General features: G+C 71.5%; 15 protein-coding genes. 6 read left to right on the forward strand and 9 right to left on the reverse strand.

What is annotated here, in order from left to right:
* Positions 1 to 78: 78 nt before the first annotated feature.
* Together OG214_RS22830 and OG214_RS22835 are read right to left on the reverse strand one after the other, a co-directional pair.
* A complete protein-coding gene (locus OG214_RS22830; protein WP_405985775.1) occupies positions 79 to 402 on the reverse strand; it encodes a DUF2530 domain-containing protein in 324 nt (107 codons plus the stop codon).
* A gap of 71 nt (positions 403 to 473) precedes the next feature.
* Entirely contained in the window at positions 474 to 665 is a 192-nt protein-coding gene (locus OG214_RS22835) for a ribbon-helix-helix protein, CopG family (protein WP_363081973.1), read from the reverse strand.
* A gap of 143 nt (positions 666 to 808) precedes the next feature.
* On the opposite strand from OG214_RS22835, the gene OG214_RS22840 reads away from it, so the two are divergent.
* On the forward strand, positions 809 to 1,255 hold the full coding sequence (locus OG214_RS22840) for a MarR family transcriptional regulator (protein ID WP_363081972.1): 447 nt from the start codon (positions 809 to 811) through the stop codon (positions 1,253 to 1,255).
* A gap of 29 nt (positions 1,256 to 1,284) precedes the next feature.
* Complete coding sequence (locus tag OG214_RS22845; protein ID WP_405985776.1) at positions 1,285 to 2,811, forward strand: MFS transporter; 1,527 nt, start codon at positions 1,285 to 1,287, stop codon at positions 2,809 to 2,811.
* 137 nt (positions 2,812 to 2,948) lie between these two features.
* On the opposite strand, the gene OG214_RS22850 is transcribed toward OG214_RS22845, so the two are convergent.
* The gene (locus tag OG214_RS22850) at positions 2,949 to 3,200 is read right to left on the reverse strand and encodes a hypothetical protein (RefSeq protein WP_405985777.1); all 252 of its coding nucleotides are present in this window, start codon (positions 3,198 to 3,200) and stop codon (positions 2,949 to 2,951) included.
* 104 nt (positions 3,201 to 3,304) lie between these two features.
* Between OG214_RS22850 and thpR the strand changes: the two genes are divergently transcribed.
* Positions 3,305 to 3,913 (forward strand): RNA 2',3'-cyclic phosphodiesterase, encoded by a 609-nt coding sequence (thpR, locus tag OG214_RS22855; RefSeq protein WP_405985778.1) that lies wholly within the window; start codon positions 3,305 to 3,307, stop codon positions 3,911 to 3,913.
* 169 nt (positions 3,914 to 4,082) lie between these two features.
* Here the strand turns inward: thpR and OG214_RS22860 are convergent, their stop codons facing one another.
* Positions 4,083 to 5,078 (reverse strand): aldo/keto reductase, encoded by a 996-nt coding sequence (locus OG214_RS22860; RefSeq protein WP_363079283.1) that lies wholly within the window; start codon positions 5,076 to 5,078, stop codon positions 4,083 to 4,085.
* A 115-nt stretch (positions 5,079 to 5,193) separates the two neighbouring features.
* Positions 5,194 to 5,883, reverse strand: coding sequence for a GDSL-type esterase/lipase family protein (locus tag OG214_RS22865; RefSeq protein WP_405985779.1), 690 nt, complete (start codon positions 5,881 to 5,883; stop codon positions 5,194 to 5,196).
* Positions 5,884 to 6,027: 144 nt separating this feature from the next.
* On the opposite strand from OG214_RS22865, the gene OG214_RS22870 reads away from it, so the two are divergent.
* The gene (locus OG214_RS22870; RefSeq protein ID WP_405985780.1) at positions 6,028 to 7,134 is read left to right on the forward strand and encodes a WD40 repeat domain-containing protein; all 1,107 of its coding nucleotides are present in this window, start codon (positions 6,028 to 6,030) and stop codon (positions 7,132 to 7,134) included.
* Positions 7,135 to 7,210: 76 nt separating this feature from the next.
* Here OG214_RS22870 and serC read toward each other — a convergent pair whose 3' ends face one another.
* Together serC and OG214_RS22880 are read right to left on the reverse strand one after the other, a co-directional pair.
* Complete coding sequence (gene serC / locus OG214_RS22875) at positions 7,211 to 8,329, reverse strand: phosphoserine transaminase (RefSeq protein ID WP_405985781.1); 1,119 nt, start codon at positions 8,327 to 8,329, stop codon at positions 7,211 to 7,213.
* 168 nt (positions 8,330 to 8,497) lie between these two features.
* On the reverse strand, positions 8,498 to 9,244 hold the full coding sequence (locus OG214_RS22880; protein ID WP_405987579.1) for a GTP-binding protein: 747 nt from the start codon (positions 9,242 to 9,244) through the stop codon (positions 8,498 to 8,500).
* 665 nt (positions 9,245 to 9,909) lie between these two features.
* Here OG214_RS22880 and OG214_RS22885 point away from each other — a divergent pair.
* On the forward strand, positions 9,910 to 12,912 hold the full coding sequence (locus OG214_RS22885; protein ID WP_405985782.1) for an FAD-binding and (Fe-S)-binding domain-containing protein: 3,003 nt from the start codon (positions 9,910 to 9,912) through the stop codon (positions 12,910 to 12,912).
* Positions 12,913 to 12,990: 78 nt separating this feature from the next.
* Here OG214_RS22885 and OG214_RS22890 read toward each other — a convergent pair whose 3' ends face one another.
* Together OG214_RS22890 and OG214_RS22895 are read right to left on the reverse strand one after the other, a co-directional pair.
* A complete protein-coding gene (locus tag OG214_RS22890) occupies positions 12,991 to 14,037 on the reverse strand; it encodes an alpha/beta fold hydrolase (RefSeq protein WP_405985783.1) in 1,047 nt (348 codons plus the stop codon).
* A 223-nt stretch (positions 14,038 to 14,260) separates the two neighbouring features.
* Entirely contained in the window at positions 14,261 to 15,118 is an 858-nt protein-coding gene (locus OG214_RS22895; RefSeq protein ID WP_405985784.1) for a LysR family transcriptional regulator, read from the reverse strand.
* Between the two features lie 210 nt (positions 15,119 to 15,328).
* Between OG214_RS22895 and OG214_RS22900 the strand changes: the two genes are divergently transcribed.
* Positions 15,329 to 16,321, forward strand: coding sequence for an EamA family transporter (locus OG214_RS22900; protein WP_405985785.1), 993 nt, complete (start codon positions 15,329 to 15,331; stop codon positions 16,319 to 16,321).
* The last annotated feature ends 82 nt before the right edge of the window (positions 16,322 to 16,403 follow it).

The following is a 16,403-nucleotide window of genomic DNA, read 5'->3' on the forward strand; positions in this document are numbered from 1 at the left end:
AGGGTCACGTCAGGGGCGTGCGCCAGGGGCGCGCGGACCCGGGTCCGGGTAGGGGTCCGGGCCCTCGCCCTACTCGCCCTACTCTCCCTGAGCGCCCGGCCCCGGCCCCGGTCCCGTACCGGCTTCCCCTGCTTCTCCGGCCTCGCGCGCGGCTGCCGCGCGCTTGAGGGCCGCGTCCCGTCCGCGTACGTACCAGATACCGATGAGCCCCAGTCCGCCACCGGCCAGACAGGTCCAGATCCACCACGCGTGCCCGTGGTCGCTGTACCAGCCGTAGAACGGGACCTGTACGAGGAAGAGGACGAACCAGATGATCGTGCCGCCCGTGATGGTGCCGACGACCGGCCCCTCCAGGGGCTCGGGCGCCGCACGCCGGGGGGTTCCCGTCGAAGAACCGGTCATGGCCGTCAGTCTATGCGGAGCCCCTCAACGGTCTACGCGCGGAGAAGGCCTTTCCCAGGCCTTTCCCCGCCTCAGTCCCGTCCCGTGACGCCGTAGAACTTCTCCGTCTCGTCGACGGCCGCCCTGAAGCGTTCGTCGAAGTCGTCGCGGACGAGCGTCCCGGTCACATAGTCCTGGACGCTCATCCCCCGTCTGGCGGCGCGCTCCCGTAGCCGGTCGAGCAACTCGCCGTCCATCCGCAGGCTGAGCACTGTCGATCCCATACGGACCAGGGTCGTGCGCGGGCGCGCCCGGTCCTATCACTTTCCGGAGTGGAGTCACTCGTATGAGTGATGTGCGGGGATACCGGGAGACGCGGAGGAGACCGGGTGGTATTTAGGATGGGTAATGAGTTACGCTAACAAACATGCCTGACCTGTCCCACGGCGACGAGACCGAGAACGACGCCGCCGTGAACGCACTCCGCTCCGCCGTCATGCGGCTGGGCCGGCGACTGAAGCACCAACGTGTGGACGAGTCGCTCAGCCCCACCGAGATGTCGGTGCTGGGCACGCTGGCCCGCTGTGGCTCCGCCACCCCGGGCGAGCTGGCTCGCAAGGAGCATGTCCAGCCGCCGTCGATGACGCGCATCGTGGCGCTGCTGGAGGCGAAGGGTCTGGTCAGGCTGGAGCCGCATCCCGACGACCGTCGGCAGAAGGTGGTCAGCCAGACCGAGGAGGCCGAGGCGATGCTCGAAGAGAGCCGTCGCAGGCGCAATGTCTGGCTGGCGTCCCTCGCCGAGGGCCTGGACGAGGACGAGTGGGCGAAGCTGCGCGCTGCCGCCCCCGTACTGGAGAAGCTCGCACACCTGTGATCCGCGCGCTGTAAGGAGGCGAATCCACTTTGAGTACGGGATCCGGAGCAGACTCCGCCCCCGCACCGAAATCCACCCACGACAGCACGACCCCGCAGAAGAGCGGAATCCCGGAGGAGTGTACGACTCCCCAGGAGAGCGCGACCGGGGACGACAGCGCCACCCCGCATGACAGCACGACCGCGCAGGACGGCACGACCGCGCACGACCGTACGACGACGCACGACCGTACGACCGCGCAGGACAGCACGACCGCGCACGACCGTACGACCGGCGGCGGGACCTTCTCGTCGCTGAAGATCCGCAACTACCGCTTGTTCGCGACGGGTGCCGTCGTCTCCAACACCGGTACATGGATGTCCCGGGTGACCCAGGACTGGCTGGTGCTCAGCCTCACGGGTTCCTCGGCCGCCGTCGGTATCACCACGGCTCTCCAGTTTCTGCCCATGCTGCTCTTCGGTCTGTACGGCGGTGTCATCGCCGACCGCTACCCGAAGCGGCTGCTGCTGCTCTTCACCCAGGCCGCGATGGGGCTGCTGGGCGTCTCGCTGGCCGTTCTGACGCTGTCAGGACAGGTCCATGTCTGGCATGTCTATCTGATCGCGTTCCTGCTCGGCATGGTGACCGTGGTCGACAATCCGGCCCGGCAGTCCTTCGTCTCCGAGATGGTGGGCCCGGACCAGCTGCGCAACGCGGTCAGTCTGAACTCCGCCAACTTCCAGTCCGCGCGGCTCATCGGTCCCGCCGTGGCCGGTGTGCTGATAACCACGGTCGGCAGCGGCTGGGCCTTCATGCTGAACGGCCTGTCCTTCCTGGCCCCGCTGGCCGGCCTGCTGCTGATGCGCCAGCACGAGCTGCACAAGTCCGTCCGTGTGCCGCGTGGAAAGGGCCAGCTGAGAGAGGGACTGCGCTATGTGCGCGGGCGGCCCGAGCTGATCTGGCCGATCGTCCTCGTCGGTTTCATCGGCACGTTCGGCTTCAACTTCCCGATCTGGCTGACGGCCTTCGCGCACGGGGTGTTCGACGGCGGCGCCGGGATGTACGCGTTCTTCAACATCCTACTGGCGGCCGGCTCGCTGGCCGGCGCCCTGCTCTCCGCCCGCCGCCGGTCCAGCCGGCTGAGACTTCTCCTGCTCACGGCGATGGGCTTCGGACTGCTGGAGATCGCCGTCTCCCTGTCGCCGTCCGTCTGGCTGTTCTCGCTGCTGCTCGTGCCGATCGGGATGATCGGGCTGACGACGAACATAAGCGCCAACACCACCGTCCAGATGAACTCGGACCCTGAGATGCGGGGCCGGGTGATGAGCCTCTACATGATGGTCTTCGTGGGCGGCACCCCGGTCGGCGGCCCGCTCCTCGGCTGGGTCACCGACACCTACGGCCCCCGGGTCGGCTTCGCCACCGGCGGCGCGGTCTCGCTCCTCGCGGCGATGGCGATCGGCCTGGTCCTGATCCGGCTGGCGGGGGTACGCGTCAGATTCGACCTGCGCGGAGGCCGTCCGCACGTGGAGTTCATACCGAGAGACCCGGAACGGGAACTGGCGGCTGCGGCGTAGGACTGCGCGCCGGGTCAGGTGACCCGGAACGGCGAGGGCTGGTCCGGGTCAGGGGCGTACGCGGGGGAACGCACCGGTTGCCGGCGCCGGCCCCAGGCCGGCGCTGGTGAGATCGACCTCCGTGCCGAAGGCGACACTCAGCTCGCGTGCGTACTGCCCACGGCCGTCCGCACCCCGGCGTCCGCACCGAAGGCGCTTTTCAGCGCGCGCACGACGAGGCGCCGGGTCTGCCGATGGATCTTCTTCCGCGGCGACAAGCAGGCCATTCCACCGATGATCTCGGTTCTGTATCCCTCAAGGGCGCCCATCGGCGCGATCGACGTGAGCAAGTACTCCAGTGCCGCCCCATCGCTCTCGGGAGCTTGGCCATACCTGTCCGCAGCGGTCACCACAGCGTCCTCCCCGCCACCGCGGGGTGCGACAGCACCCGGTACAACGATACGCACGGTAATCGGGTTACGTACGGGCTCGCGACGTGGGGAGACTTGTTCGCATGAGACTTTTCGCCGCTGTACTGCCGCCCGTCGAGGCGCGGGAGGAGCTGGGCCCCGTCCTCGGTCGGCTCAAGGCGCTGCCCGGGGCTGAGGGGCTGCGGTGGACCGGGTGGGAGGGGTGGCACTTCACGCTGGCGTTCATGGGGGAGGTCGAGGACGCGCTGGTGCCGGAGCTGACCGCGCGGCTGGAGCGGGCCGGGCGGCGTACGGAGCCGTTTCCGCTGGGGCTGCGCGGCGGCGGGCACTTCGGCGGGCGGGCGCTGTGGGCCGGGGCCGCCGGGGACATCGACACGCTGCGCCGGCTCGCCGAGCGCGCCGGCGCCGCCGCGCGCCGGACCGGGCTGCCGATGGAGGAGCACCGCCGCTACCGGCCGCACCTCACGCTCGCGCACAGCCGTACGGATCTGGATCTGCGCCCGTACACCACGGCCATGGACGGTTTCGAGGGCACTCCGTGGGAGGTGGCCGAGCTGGCGCTCGTACGCAGCCGGCTGCCGGTGAGCGGGGTGCCCCACGAGCAGCCGCGGTACGAGACGCTCGCGCGCTTCCCGCTCGGGAAGACGGGGAACGGCAACCCGGGCGCCGGGCACGGGACCCCCGGCCGTTAACCTCGTCGTGTGGACCCCAAAACCCGAAACCAGATCATGGCCGTCGCGCTGGTGCTGATGTTCGCGATCATCGCCGTGGCGGCCGCGGTCGGTTAGCCACCGGCCCACCGGCTCACCGGCCAGTCGGCCCACCGGCCACCGGCCCCGGCCGCCCCTCGCGTATCGCGTACTACCAGGCGAACGCCTCCGGCGAGGGCCCCGTGCCCGGGAAGATCTCGTCCAGCGAGGACAGGACCTCCTCCGACAGTTCCAGCTCGACCGCGCGCAGAGCGGATTCGAGCTGCTCGGTCGTGCGCGGGCCGACGATCGGGCCCGTCACCCCGGGACGGGTGAGCAGCCACGCGAGCGCGGCCTCACCGGGATCGATGCCGTGCTTGTCGAGCAGGTCCTCGTACGACTGGATCTGGGTCCGGATGGCCGTGTCGGCGAGCCCGCTCCCCGAACGGCCGCCGCTGGTACGGGAGCCGCCGCCCTCGCGCTCCTTGCGGATCGCGCCGCCCAGCAGACCACCGTTCAGCGGCGACCAGGGGATGATCCCGAGGCCGTACTCCTGCGCGGCCGGGATGACCTCCATCTCGGCGCGGCGCTCGGCCAGGTTGTACAGACACTGCTCGCTGACCAGTCCGAACGAACCGAGCCGGCGGGCGGTCTCATTGGTCTGGGCGATCTTCCAGCCGGGGAAGTTGGACGAGCCCGCGTAGAGGATCTTGCCCTGCTGGATCAGGGTGTCGATGGCCTGCCAGATCTCGTCGACCGGGGTGGAGCGGTCGATGTGGTGGAACTGGTAGAGATCGATGTGATCGGTCTGGAGCCGCTTGAGGCTGGCGTCGACCGCACGCCGGATGTTGAAGGCCGAGAGCTTGTCGTGGTTGGGCCAGGCCGGGTCGCCCGCGGCCATGTTCGCGTAGACCTTGGTGGCGAGGACGACCTTGTCCCGGCGGTCGCCGCCCTTGGCGAACCAGGTACCGAGGATTTCCTCCGTACGGCCCTTGTTCTCGCCCCAGCCGTAGACATTGGCGGTGTCGAAGAAATTGATGCCCGCGTCGAGCGCGGCGTCCATGATGGTGTGACTGTCGGCCTCGTTGGTGAGAGGACCGAAGTTCATCGTCCCGAGGACGAGTCGGCTTACCTTGAGTCCGGAGCGTCCGAGCTGCGTGTACTTCATGAGTCCACAGCCAACGCGTTCGAGCGCACTCAAGGCAACCCCGGATGGGCCTTGTGGCCGTCCCGACCGCCGTTCCCCGGCCTCCCGCCTCGTCCTGCCTCGCCGGGCGGCGGTTTCAGGTGTGTCGCCCGTACGGCGCGCCCAGGTCCCATGCCTGGTGCATGGCGTCGGCGAAGGCCGCGGCGAGTTTGTGTTCGCCCGAGGGGGCCGGGTGGGTGCCGTCGTAGGTGTCGCGGTGGATGTCGTACTCCGGCGGGCGCGAGGCGAGCAGCAGGGGTGAGGACGGCCGGTCGAGATCGGCGACGGCCTTGCCGAGCAGTTCGTTGAAGCGGTCGATCTCGGCGGCGAAGGCGGGGTCGGACTCCGCCCGGATATTGGGGATGACGGGCAGCAGCACGGCCCGTACACGCGGGTTGGCCGCGCGGGCCTCGGCGGTGAACGCGCGGACGGCGAGCGCGGTTTGCGCACTGTCCGTGTAGAAACCGAGGTCGATCAGTCCCAGTGAGATCAGCAGGACGTCGGCCCTCCCGGACCGGACGGCCGCGCCGATCAGCGGGCTCATGTGCTGCCACCCCATGCCCCAGCCCGCGAGATGGTGGCGGGCATCGGCCGGGAAGCCGGGGCCGGCGGCGTAGGCGTCCGAGACGGGCGCGTCGCCCTCGCTGTCGTACAGCCCCGTCCAGGGGCCGACGATCCGGAAGGGGGCGCCGAAGGACGCGTCGAGGTGCTGCCACATGCGGTAGCGCCAGGTGAAGTCGCCGGCGCGGCCGATCGTCATGGAATCGCCGACGAAGAGGAAGCGCATCCGGTCATCATCCCCGACCGGCCATGCGCCGCGAGGCCGGGACACGGCGGGCGCGGGCGTGGGTCCTGGTCGCACCGGGCGGGGGTATCCCCGGGCGCGCGTACGGATGCCCTACGCGCGTGGACGGGATGGCAGGCTGGTGGCATGCGTTCGCTTCCGCGCCACTCCGGCCCGCGCCACTCCGGCCCGCGTCTCTCCGGTACCGTCGCCGCCCTCGCCGTCGCCGTACTGCTCGGCGCGTCGGCGTTCGCGCCCGTGTCGGCATCGGCATCGGCGTCGGCGTCGGCGTCGGCGTCGGTGCCCCGGGCCTCCGCCGCCGACGGGACACCCGACCAGACCTTTACGATCAGGGATCCCCGGATCATCGAGTCCAGCGGACTGGCCGCGAGCCGTCTCCACCCCGGCGTCTACTGGACGCACAACGACAGCGACGACGGGCCGTATGTCTTCGCCGTGGACTCCAGGACCGGCGAGACGGTGGCGACGATCACCATGGAGGGTGTCGGTGAGCCCCGGGACGTGGAGGCCATCTCCATCGGTCCCGATGGAAACGTGTATGTCGGGGACATCGGGGACAACCTCAACGGGAGCTGGGACCATGTGTGGATCTACCGCTTCCCCGAGCCCAAGCGGCTCAAGGACACCACGGTGCGGGCGACCCAGTTCACCGTCACGTACGCGGACGGTCCGCGCAACGCCGAGGCGCTCATGGTCGATCCCCGGACGGGCCGCGTCTACATCGCCTCGAAGAACGACAACGGCGGCGGACTCTACGAGGGCCCGGCGCGGCTGACCCCGTCGGGGACGAATGTCTTCCGGCGGATCGGCGAGGTGCCCTGGGTGACGGACGGGGCGTTCTCGCCCGACGGTACGGAACTGGTGCTGCGCTCGTACTTCAGCGCGCGGGGCTACGTGTGGAAGGACGGCCGCCTGGGCGAGGACCACGCGGTCCACGCGCCGTTCCAGGGCCAGGCCGAGTCCGTGACGTACACGGCGGACGGCAGCGCGCTGATGTTCGGCTCCGAGGGCAAGGAGAGCGAGGTGGTACGGGAGGACCTGGACAACGGCAAGGGCGGCGGGGGCAAGGGCAGTGGCGGCAAGGACGAGGACTCCGACGGCTCCCCCTCCGGCAACGGCGCCGGTACGGCCGACGGCGGCGGCACCCAAGGCAGCGCCACCCTCGGCGCGTTCATCCTCATCGGCTGCGCGGCCCTCTTCTTCGGCTTCAAACGCCTGCGCGGCAAGCCCTGACGCCGGACGGCGACGGGCCCCGGCGCGGGTGCGCCGGGGCTCGTCGCGGGGATCCGGTTCCGTGGGGACGGAGCTGTCAGAGGCGTTCGATCACATAGTCGATGCACTCCGTCAGCGCCGTGACGTCCGCCGGGTCGATCGCCGGGAACATCGCCACGCGCAGCTGGTTGCGGCCGAGCTTGCGGTAGGGCTCGGTGTCGACGATGCCGTTGGCGCGCAGCGCCTTGGCGACCGCCGCCGCGTCGATCTCGTCCGCGAAGTCGATCGTGCCGATGACCTGCGAGCGCTTCGCCGGGTCGACCACGAACGGCGTCGCGTACTTGGAGGCCTCGGCCCAGCCGTACAGCGTGCGCGAGGAGGTGGCCGTGCGGCGGACCGACCAGTCGAGACCGCCCTGCGAGTTGAGCCAGCCGAGCTGCTCGTTGAGCAGGAAGAGGGTGGCCAGCGCGGGGGTGTTGTACGTCTGGTTCTTCAGCGAGTTGTCGATCGCGGTCGGCAGCGAGAAGAACTCCGGCACATGCCGTCCCGAGCCGTGCACGCGTGCGGCACGCTCCAGCGCGGCGGGCGAGAAGACACCGATCCACAGGCCGCCGTCGGAGGCGAAGGACTTCTGCGGGGCGAAGTAGTAGACGTCCGTCTCGCTGATGTCGACCGGCAGACCGCCCGCGCCGGAGGTCGCGTCGACCAGGACCAGCGCGCCCTCGTCGGCGCCCGCGACCCGCTCGACGGGGGCGGCGACACCCGTGGAGGTCTCGTTGTGGGTGAAGGCGTAGACGTCGACTCCCGCCTCCGCCACCGGGTCCGGGTGCGAGCCGGGGTCGGAGGTGATGACGGTCGGCTCGGCCAGCCAGGGGGCGAGTTTCGCCGCCTTGGCGAACTTGGAGGAGAACTCGCCGAAGGAGAGGTGCTGCGACTTGTTCTCGATCAGACCGTGCGTCGCGATGTCCCAGAAGGCGGTGGAGCCGCCGTTGCCCAGGATCACCTCGTATCCCTCGGGCAGCTGGAAGAGGTTCCGCACCCCGTCGCGTACCGAGCCGACCAGGTTCTTTACCGGGGCCTGCCGGTGGGACGTGCCGAGCAGTGAGGTACCGGTGGCGGCCAGCGCGTCCACCGCCTCCGTCCGCACTTTGGAGGGACCTGCGCCGAAACGGCCGTCGGCGGGCTTGATGTCAGCGGGAATCTGGATATCGGCCACGGGCCGGAGCCTAGTCCCTTCCGGCGTGCGGCCGGCAACGGTGTCCGTCGGATGAGACACCGCTCCCGGCCCCGGGAGACAACGCTCGGGGCGGGTCGGACGCGTCATCCGTGGCAGGAGGGGTTTCACTCGCAGGGACGACGCTGTCACCTGCCGTGAAGGCCGCTGTCACCCGTCCCCGGGCCCGTCGCCCCGCTCGTCCTGCCCGCCCCGCCCGTCGTGCCGGTCCGGCCCGTCACCGTCCTCCGGCACCCGGTCACCGTTCTCCTGTGCCCCGTCCTCCTGCGCCCGCGCCTGGTCCACCGCGCGCTTGGAGGCCAGCTCGTAGAGGTACTCGATCAGCGTGATCAGGACGTATTTGCTGGACGAGCGGTCCCGCGCGTCGCACTCCACCAGCGGTACGTCCGGGGCCAGCGCGAGCGCCGCCCGGATCTGGTCCACCGCGTGGAAGGGGCCGCCGAAGTCGTTGCAGGCGACGATGAAGGGGGTGCCGTGGTGTTCCAGCCGGTCGAGGGCGTACCAGGAGTCGGAGAGACGGCGGGTGTCGACCAGGACGACCGCGCCGAGAGTCCCCGAGAAGAGCCGCTCCCAGAGAAACCAGAAGCGCTCCTGGCCGGGGGCGCCGAAGAGATACAGGACGGACTTCTCGTCGAGGGAGATCCGGCCGAAGTCGAAGGCGACGGTGGTGGAGTTCTTTCTTCGCAGCCCGTCGAGACCGGCGATCGCGTCGATGTCCGCGCTCGCCCGGGAGATCGTCTCCTCGGTGTTGAGGGGACGGATCTCGCTGACGGAACGGACCATCGTCGTCTTGCCGACACCGAAGCCGCCCACGATGACGATCTTCAGGGCGTTGTTGACGGTGCTGGCCAGTGCGGGTCCGTCCGAGGACCGCTGCGTCAGGGACGGGACGGCCATGGCCGCGCCCGTGAACCGCTCGGGGGTTCCGGCGGGCCGTTCAGAGGTTGCGGAGTCCAACGCGCACCTGCTTCGGGAGGTCGGGATCGGGGAGTCGCGAGGCCGCACGAGCCGTACGGGGATGGCGGGCGCCCCGGGAACGTGCCCGGGGGCGGCCGGTTCATGCCCGTGCCCGTGGGCCGCTCTGTCCGTGTGCGGTGGTGCGCGGGGGAGGGCCGGCCTGTTCGACGGAGGAGACGGAAGGGGCGGAGGAGACGGAGGGAACGGAGGGGACGAAAGCGATTGAGGGGACGGAGCGGACGGAGGGGACGGAGATGAGGGAGCTGCCGGTCGTGGTCATCGTGGATCGCCTTCCGGGTGTGTGGGGTTGGCCGGGTGCGGTGGAGCGGTTGGTACGACCTTCCGGAAGGCGCTGAACCGGTGTGCCGGTGGGGCGGCGACGGGCACGGCGGGGATGGGGAAGCCCCGCGTCGCCCACGGTGGGTGAGCCAGAGGTGATCCGGAGGTGACAGGCTCGGAATCTGTTGAATATTGCTCAAACGGTGGCCACTATATGAGATTTGACGATCAGTTTGGGAGCTTCCTGTTCGCTTTTCTTCTGCGCTCCGCGTGCGGCGAGCGGCGAAAAGCCAGGGTTGTGGTGGTGGCGGAGGCATCCTGGGCTTATGGCTGAGTCGGATACGAACACAGCGGCAAGGGCGACGGCGGCGGAGACGATCACGGCGGAGGCGGCGGCCACGGCGGCGACCGCACTTGCACGGGCGCTGAGAACGGCCGTGCGCGGCGAGGTGGAGTTCGACGCGGCGGCACGCGCGCTGACGACCATGGACGCGTCCAACTACCGGCGGGTCCCCGTGGGTGTGGTCGCACCACGCGACGCGGCGGACACGGCGGCGGCGCTGGCGGTCTGCCGGGAGCACGGCGTACCGGTGGTGCCGCGCGGCGCCGGGACCTCGATCGCCGGGAACGCCACCGGCGTGGGGGTGGTGCTCGATCTCACCCGTCATCTGCGCTCCATCGTGTCCGTGGACCCGCAGGCGCGCACGGCGGTCGTCCAGCCCGGGGTCGTCCTGGACGATCTGCGCGCCGCCGTGAGGCCGTACGGACTGACCTTCGGGCCCGATCCGTCCACGCACAGCCGCTGCACGCTCGGCGGGATGATCGGCAACAACGCGTGCGGATCGCACTCCGTGGCCTGGGGGACGACCGCCGACAACGTCCAGGGGCTGTCGGTCCTGACCTACGGCGGTGACACGCTGCGCCTCGGCCGGGGCTGGGACGGCGCCCCCGCCGGACTGCGCGAGCTGATCGACCGCAATCTCGCGCCGCTGCGCACGGGCTTTCCCACCGGACTGCCCCGGCTGATCTCCGGTTACGCGCTGCACGCGCTGCTGCCCGAGGCGGGCCCCGATCTGGCCCGCGCCTTCTGCGGCAGCGAGGGCACGCTCGGCGTCGTCACCGAAGCGACCGTACGGCTGGTCGAGGCACCCGCCGCGCGGGCGCTCGCCGTCCTCGGCTACCCGGACGAGAGCGCCGCCGCCGAGGCCGCGGCCGGGCTGCTGCCGTACGGCCCGCTGACCGTCGAGGGCATGGCCGAGGACCTCGTACGCGTACGGGACGGAGGCGGCGGCGGGGGCGGGCAGGCGCTGCCGCGCGGCGGAGCCTGGCTCTTCGTGGAGACCGGCGGCGCGATCCCCGCCGAGGCACGGGCCGCCGCCATGGAGATCCTGCGCGCGGCCGACCCGCTGGACGGCATGGTGGTGGACGATCCGGCCGGACAGCGGGCCCTGTGGCGGGTACGGGAGGACGCGGCGGGCACCGCGACCCGGATGGCGGACGGCAGCGAGGCCTGGCCGGGCTGGGAGGACTGCGCGGTGCCGCCGGCCCGGCTCGGCGCGTATCTGCGCGACTTCCGCGCCCTGCTCGCCGCACACGGCCTGCGCGGCACGCCGTACGGGCACTTCGGCGACGGCTGCATCCATGTCCGTATCGACTTCGACCTGCTGAGCGAGGACGGCGTACGGCGCTTCAGGCGCTTCTCCGAGGAGGCGGCCGGCCTGGTGGTCGCGCACGGCGGCTCGCTGTCGGGGGAGCACGGCGACGGACTGGCGCGCTCCGAAATGCTGTCGAGGATGTACGGCGACGAACTGACCGTCCTCTTCCGGCAGTTCAAGGACGTGTGGGACCCGGCGGGCGGGATGAACCCGGGGGTGCTCGCCCGGCCCGCCCGGCTCGACGAGAATCTCCGCTTCTCCGTGCTGCCGCGCGAGCGCGTCGACGTCGCCTTCGGCTATCCGCACGACGGACCCGGCGGCGGGGACTTCTCGGCGGCCGTACGCAGGTGTGTCGGGGTGGCGAAGTGCCGTGTGGCGGGCCCGGGTTCGGGACCGGAGGTGATGTGCCCCTCGTTCCGTGCGACGGGCGAGGAACAGCACTCCACACGGGGGCGCGCCCGGCTGCTCCACGAGATGCTCGCGGGCGAGGTGGTCACGGACGGCTGGCGCTCGGAGGAGGTACGGGACGCGCTCGATCTCTGCCTCTCCTGCAAGGGCTGCCGGAGCGACTGCCCGGTGGGCGTGGACATGGCCACCTACAAGGCGGAGTTCCTCCACCACCACTACCGGGGACGGCGGCGGCCCGCCGCGCACTACGCGCTGGGCCGGCTGCCGGTGTGGCTCAGGGCGGCGGCGCCGTTCGCGCCGGTGCTGAACGCGGCGGCGCGGGTGCCGCCGCTGGCGGGCCTGGCCAAGCGGCTGGCCGGCATCGCTCCGGAACGTACGATCCCACGGCTCGCGCCCGAGACCTTCGGCCGGTGGCTCAGGCGCCATATGAAGGGCAGGACCGAGGTGTTCACCCGTGGCCGCACGGTGATCCTGTGGCCCGACACCTTCACCGAGCACCTGGCGCCGTCGGTCGGACAGGCGGCGGTACGGGTGCTGGAGGCGGCCGGGGTCGGCATCGTGGTGCCGCCGGGCGAGCGGGGCGGCCAGCGCGGGCGCGGCGGGCAGGTGTGCTGCGGGCTGACGTATGTCTCGACGGGCCAGCTCGATCAGGCCCGTACGGTCATGCGCCGCACGCTGGACCGGATGGAACCCCTGCTCGACCTCGATCTGCCGGTGCTCGTGCTGGAACCGAGCTGCGCGGCCACGCTGACGACCGATCTGCCGGAGCTGTTCCCCGGCGATCCGCGCGCGGCGCGGCTGGCCGCGTCCGTACGGACCTTCGCGCAGGCCCTGGAGGAGTGCGCGCCGGAGTGGGAGCCGCCGCGGCTCGACCGCGCGGTCGCCGGGCAGACCCACTGCCACCAGCACGCGGTCCTCGGTGACGCGGCGGACCGGCGACTGCGTGAACGGGCGGGCCTGACCGGCGAGTTGAGCGGGGGCTGCTGCGGTCTCGCGGGCAACTTCGGTTTCGAACGCGGCCACTACGAGGTGTCGGTGGCCTGTGCGGAGGACCAGCTCCTGCCCTCGGTGAGGGCGGCGGAAGAGGCGGGGAAGGCGGGGGGAGCGGGGAGGGACGCCAGGAGGGGCGCGGAGCTGCTGGCGGACGGTTTCTCCTGCCGTACCCAGCTCGACCAGCTCGGCGGACACCAGGCACGGCATATGGCGGAGGTGCTGGCGGAGGCTCTGGGGGAGGTGCGGGGAGAGGACCCGGCGGGGGCGGGGTGACGGTGGGGCGAGGTGACGGGGGCGGGGTGACGGTGGGGCGAGGTGACGGGGGCGGGGTGACGGTGGGGCAGCTGTCCGTCAGCTCTCGGTGGGCCGGCGTCTGCGGACCACCGAGACCACGCCCGCTCCCGCGACGACGGTGGCATCGGCGGCACCGGCCGCACCGGCCGCACCGGCGGCGCTCGGTGCCGTGGACCCCGTCGCGGTCAGGACGGTTCTGGCCGGTTCCCCGGTGGTGGACGCCCGGGAGCGGGAGCGGGCCGCGTCCAGGATCAGATCCGTGACGGCCTTCGGGTGGGTGAGCATCACGAGGTGCGGGGCGTCGATCTCGACGGTGTGGGAGCGGGCCCGCCGGGCCTGGAAGCGCTCCAGCTCGGGGGAGACGGCCCGGTCCTGGCGCGAGACCATGGCCCAGGAGGGGATGGTCCGCCAGGCGACGGGACCGGCCGCGTCCTTGAACGCCTGGGCGTCGATGGGCCGTTGGGAGGCCGCCAGCACGGCGGTGGTGGCCTGGGGGAGCGAGGCGGCGAAGACCCGGCGGTACAGCTCGGGCGTGACATGGAGATCGGTGCCTATGGATCCGTCCGGCTCGGTGAACGGCACCGGCTTCAGGGCCGGGGCGAGTTCACTGCCGGGAAACATGCCGGAGAGGGCCGAGAGGACCTCGCCCTCGTCGGGTACCAGCGCGTTGATGTACACGAGCGCCTTGACATGGGGGTTGCCGACCGCCGCGCCGCTGATCACCGCGCCGGCGTAGGAGTGGCCGACCAGGACGATCGGGCCCTCGACACTTCTGAGGACGCTCGCGATGTACGCCGTGTCACCGGGCAGACCCCTGAGCGGATTGGCCGGGACCAAGACCCGGTAGCCGTCGCTCTGGAGACGCGGGACGATCTCGCGCCAGCTCGACGCGTCGGCGAAGGCGCCGTGCACCAGCACGATCGTCGGTTTGGCGGTGCCGCCGCCACGGTTCGCGGGGGCGGCGGGAGCGGCGCCGGCGGTGGGGACGGCGGTCGCGAGAGCGGTAGCGGTGAGCATCGCGGCGAGCGCGTACCCCCGGCGCGAACGTATCCGCGGGCCGGGCCGCGGACCTTTCCCCGGGCCGGTGCGCGAGGGTATGGCCATATCTCTCTCCTCTGACGGTCGGACGAGATCGGCATCAGTGTGGTCAAACCCCCGGGGGCGGGGCGCGCGGCGAGAGGCAAGCGGGTGAACGGGACCGCCATTCGGGTAGCGGTACGCGTACGGGGTGTGACGGGGTACGGGGGGTGCTCTGTGGTGGCGGGGTTGGTGGCGGGGTGCCTCTCGGTTCCCGGTGCCTCGGCTCACGGCTGCCCGTTACCCGGGCTCACGCCTCCGCGGTGAGTTCGTGTGCCAGGGCCGCGAGACGGGGGATCGCCGGATGTGCGGTGCCCTCGCGCCAGACCAGGAAGACCGGGAGGGGCGGGGCGTCGGAGAGCGGACGGTAGGCCACTCCGGGGTGCGGATGGACGGCGGTCGTCGAGGCGCCGGTGACACCGATGCCGCGCGCCGCGGCGATCGCCGTCAGCCAGTCGTCGGTGTTGGTGACCGTGACGGTCGTCGCGGGACCGGCGTCCGGCGGCCACAGGGCCGGACTCGTGGTGCCCGACACCCGGTTGACGATCAGCGGTTCCGGCGCCAGGTCCGCCAGGGTGAGCGACGCACGCGCGGCCAGCGGTCCGTCGGCGGGTACGGCCGCCACGCGGGGCTCGGTGAACAGCAGTTCCTTGACCAGCCCCGGGATCTCCACCTGCCCGCGCAGCAGCGCCGCGTCGACCTCGCCCCGGGTCAGCCCCGCCGTACGGTCGTCGATCCTGAGCAGTTCCAGCGGGGTCCCCGGCTGCTCGCTCTGCCAGCGCCGCAGCAGGGGCGTGGTGTACGGGCCGAAGGCCGACCACGGGTGGCCGAGCCGCAGCGGCCGGCGGCGCAGCCGCCCGGCGTCGAGTGCCTCGTCGAACGCGGCCACCGCCGCGGCGGCCTTGTCACGGAAGGCGCGCCCTTCGGCGGTGAGCGCGAGATGGTGGGTGGAACGCTCCGCGAGCCGTACGCCGAGACGCTTCTCCAGCGCCGCCAGGGCGCGGGAGACGGCGGGCTGGGTGAGGTGCAGCCGGTTCGCCGCCCTCGTCAGGTTGGATTCTTCGGCGATGGCGAGGAAGCAGCGGAGATGACGCATCTCAATGCTCATGCGCGTGGAGCATAACGGCAGCCCAATCGGCATTTCACGGGGTGAGATACCGAGCCGTAGCGTGAGCGGGGAAACGGGCGGGTGAAGTACAGTGCGTTGGACTACGAGTCCATTGAAGTGAACCGTGCGTCAACTGCGTGCGTCAACTGTGTGCGTCGACCGTGTACGTCGACCATCTGCGTCGACTGTGTGCGTCAAGGGAGGATCCCGGTGGAAGAGCCGCGTACCGCTACGGCCGCAGGCGCGGTCCAGCTGCCGGAGGTGGCCGGAAGCGCCGAGGCGGGTACGGCGGGGGCCGGTGGCCGCCCGGGGCCGGCCGGGCGCGCGCTGGGGCCGGTCACCCTTGTCGTCGCCGGCGGGCTGTCCGTGCAGTTCGGCGCGGCCGTCGCCGTGCTGCTCATACCGCGCACCGGCGCCCTCGGCGTGGTCTCGCTGCGGCTCGCGCTCGCCGCGGTCGTCCTGCTCGTGGTGTGCCGGCCCACGCTGCGCGGGCACTCACGCGCCGACTGGGGAACGGTCGTCGCCTTCGGCGCGGTGATGGCCGCCATGAACGGGCTCTTCTACCAGTCGGTGGACCGTATCCCGCTGGGCGCGGCCGTCACCCTCGAAGTCCTCGGCCCGCTCACGCTCTCCGTGATCGTGTCGCGGCGGCTGGTCAATGTGCTCTGGGCCGTGCTGGCCCTCGGCGGGGTGCTGCTGCTCAGCGGCGGCGGTTTCGACCGGCTCGACCCGGTGGGCGCGGCGTTCGCGGTCTCGGCGGGCGCGATGTGGGCGGCGTACATAGTCTTCAGCGCGCGGACCGGCCGGCGCTTCCCGCAGGCCGACGGACTGGCGCTGGCCATGGCGGTGGCGGCGCTGCTCGCGCTGCCGCTCGGGATCGCGGAGTCGGGATCGAAGCTGCTGGTGCCGTCGACGCTGGGGCTCGGGCTCGCGGTGGCGGTGATGTCCTCCGTCCTTCCGTACACCCTCGAACTGCTCGCGCTGCGGCGGCTGCCCTCCTCGACCTTCGCCGTGCTGATGAGTCTGGAGCCGGCCATCGCGGCGACGGCCGGATTCCTGGTACTGAGTCAGGCGCTCTCGGCCGCCGACGCGCTGGCGATCGCGCTGGTCATCGCGGCGAGCATGGGCGCCGTACGGACCCAGGTGGGCGGGAAGGACACGCGGACCGGCCGGAAGCGGAGCGGGACGGTCGGCCAGGAGTAGGCGGGTACGGGTAAAGCAAGCACGCTTGCTTGTTTCTTCCGGCGCTGCCATGCTCCGGGGCACGCACATCGCCGTGTCCCGA

It is taken from the genome of Streptomyces sp. NBC_00872 (assembly GCF_045161915.1).
Lineage (GTDB): Bacteria > Actinomycetota > Actinomycetes > Streptomycetales > Streptomycetaceae > Streptomyces.

Excerpts from the sequence above, each read along its gene's own strand:
- OG214_RS22880 (WP_405987579.1), bottom strand. The coding sequence starts at position 9,244 with ATGGCCGTCCCGTCCCTGACGCAGCGGTCCTCGGACGGACCCGCACTG.
- thpR (WP_405985778.1), top strand. The coding sequence starts at position 3,305 with ATGAGACTTTTCGCCGCTGTACTGCCGCCCGTCGAGGCGCGGGAGGAG.
- OG214_RS22870 (WP_405985780.1), top strand. The coding sequence starts at position 6,028 with ATGCGTTCGCTTCCGCGCCACTCCGGCCCGCGCCACTCCGGCCCGCGT.
- OG214_RS22835 (WP_363081973.1), bottom strand. The coding sequence starts at position 665 with ATGGGATCGACAGTGCTCAGCCTGCGGATGGACGGCGAGTTGCTCGAC.
- OG214_RS22860 (WP_363079283.1), bottom strand. The coding sequence starts at position 5,078 with ATGAAGTACACGCAGCTCGGACGCTCCGGACTCAAGGTAAGCCGACTC.
- OG214_RS22890 (WP_405985783.1), bottom strand. The coding sequence starts at position 14,037 with ATGGCCATACCCTCGCGCACCGGCCCGGGGAAAGGTCCGCGGCCCGGC.
- OG214_RS22865 (WP_405985779.1), bottom strand. The coding sequence starts at position 5,883 with ATGCGCTTCCTCTTCGTCGGCGATTCCATGACGATCGGCCGCGCCGGC.
- OG214_RS22830 (WP_405985775.1), bottom strand. The coding sequence starts at position 402 with ATGACCGGTTCTTCGACGGGAACCCCCCGGCGTGCGGCGCCCGAGCCC.
- OG214_RS22885 (WP_405985782.1), top strand. The coding sequence starts at position 9,910 with ATGGCTGAGTCGGATACGAACACAGCGGCAAGGGCGACGGCGGCGGAG.
- OG214_RS22840 (WP_363081972.1), top strand. The coding sequence starts at position 809 with ATGCCTGACCTGTCCCACGGCGACGAGACCGAGAACGACGCCGCCGTG.
- OG214_RS22895 (WP_405985784.1), bottom strand. The coding sequence starts at position 15,118 with ATGAGCATTGAGATGCGTCATCTCCGCTGCTTCCTCGCCATCGCCGAA.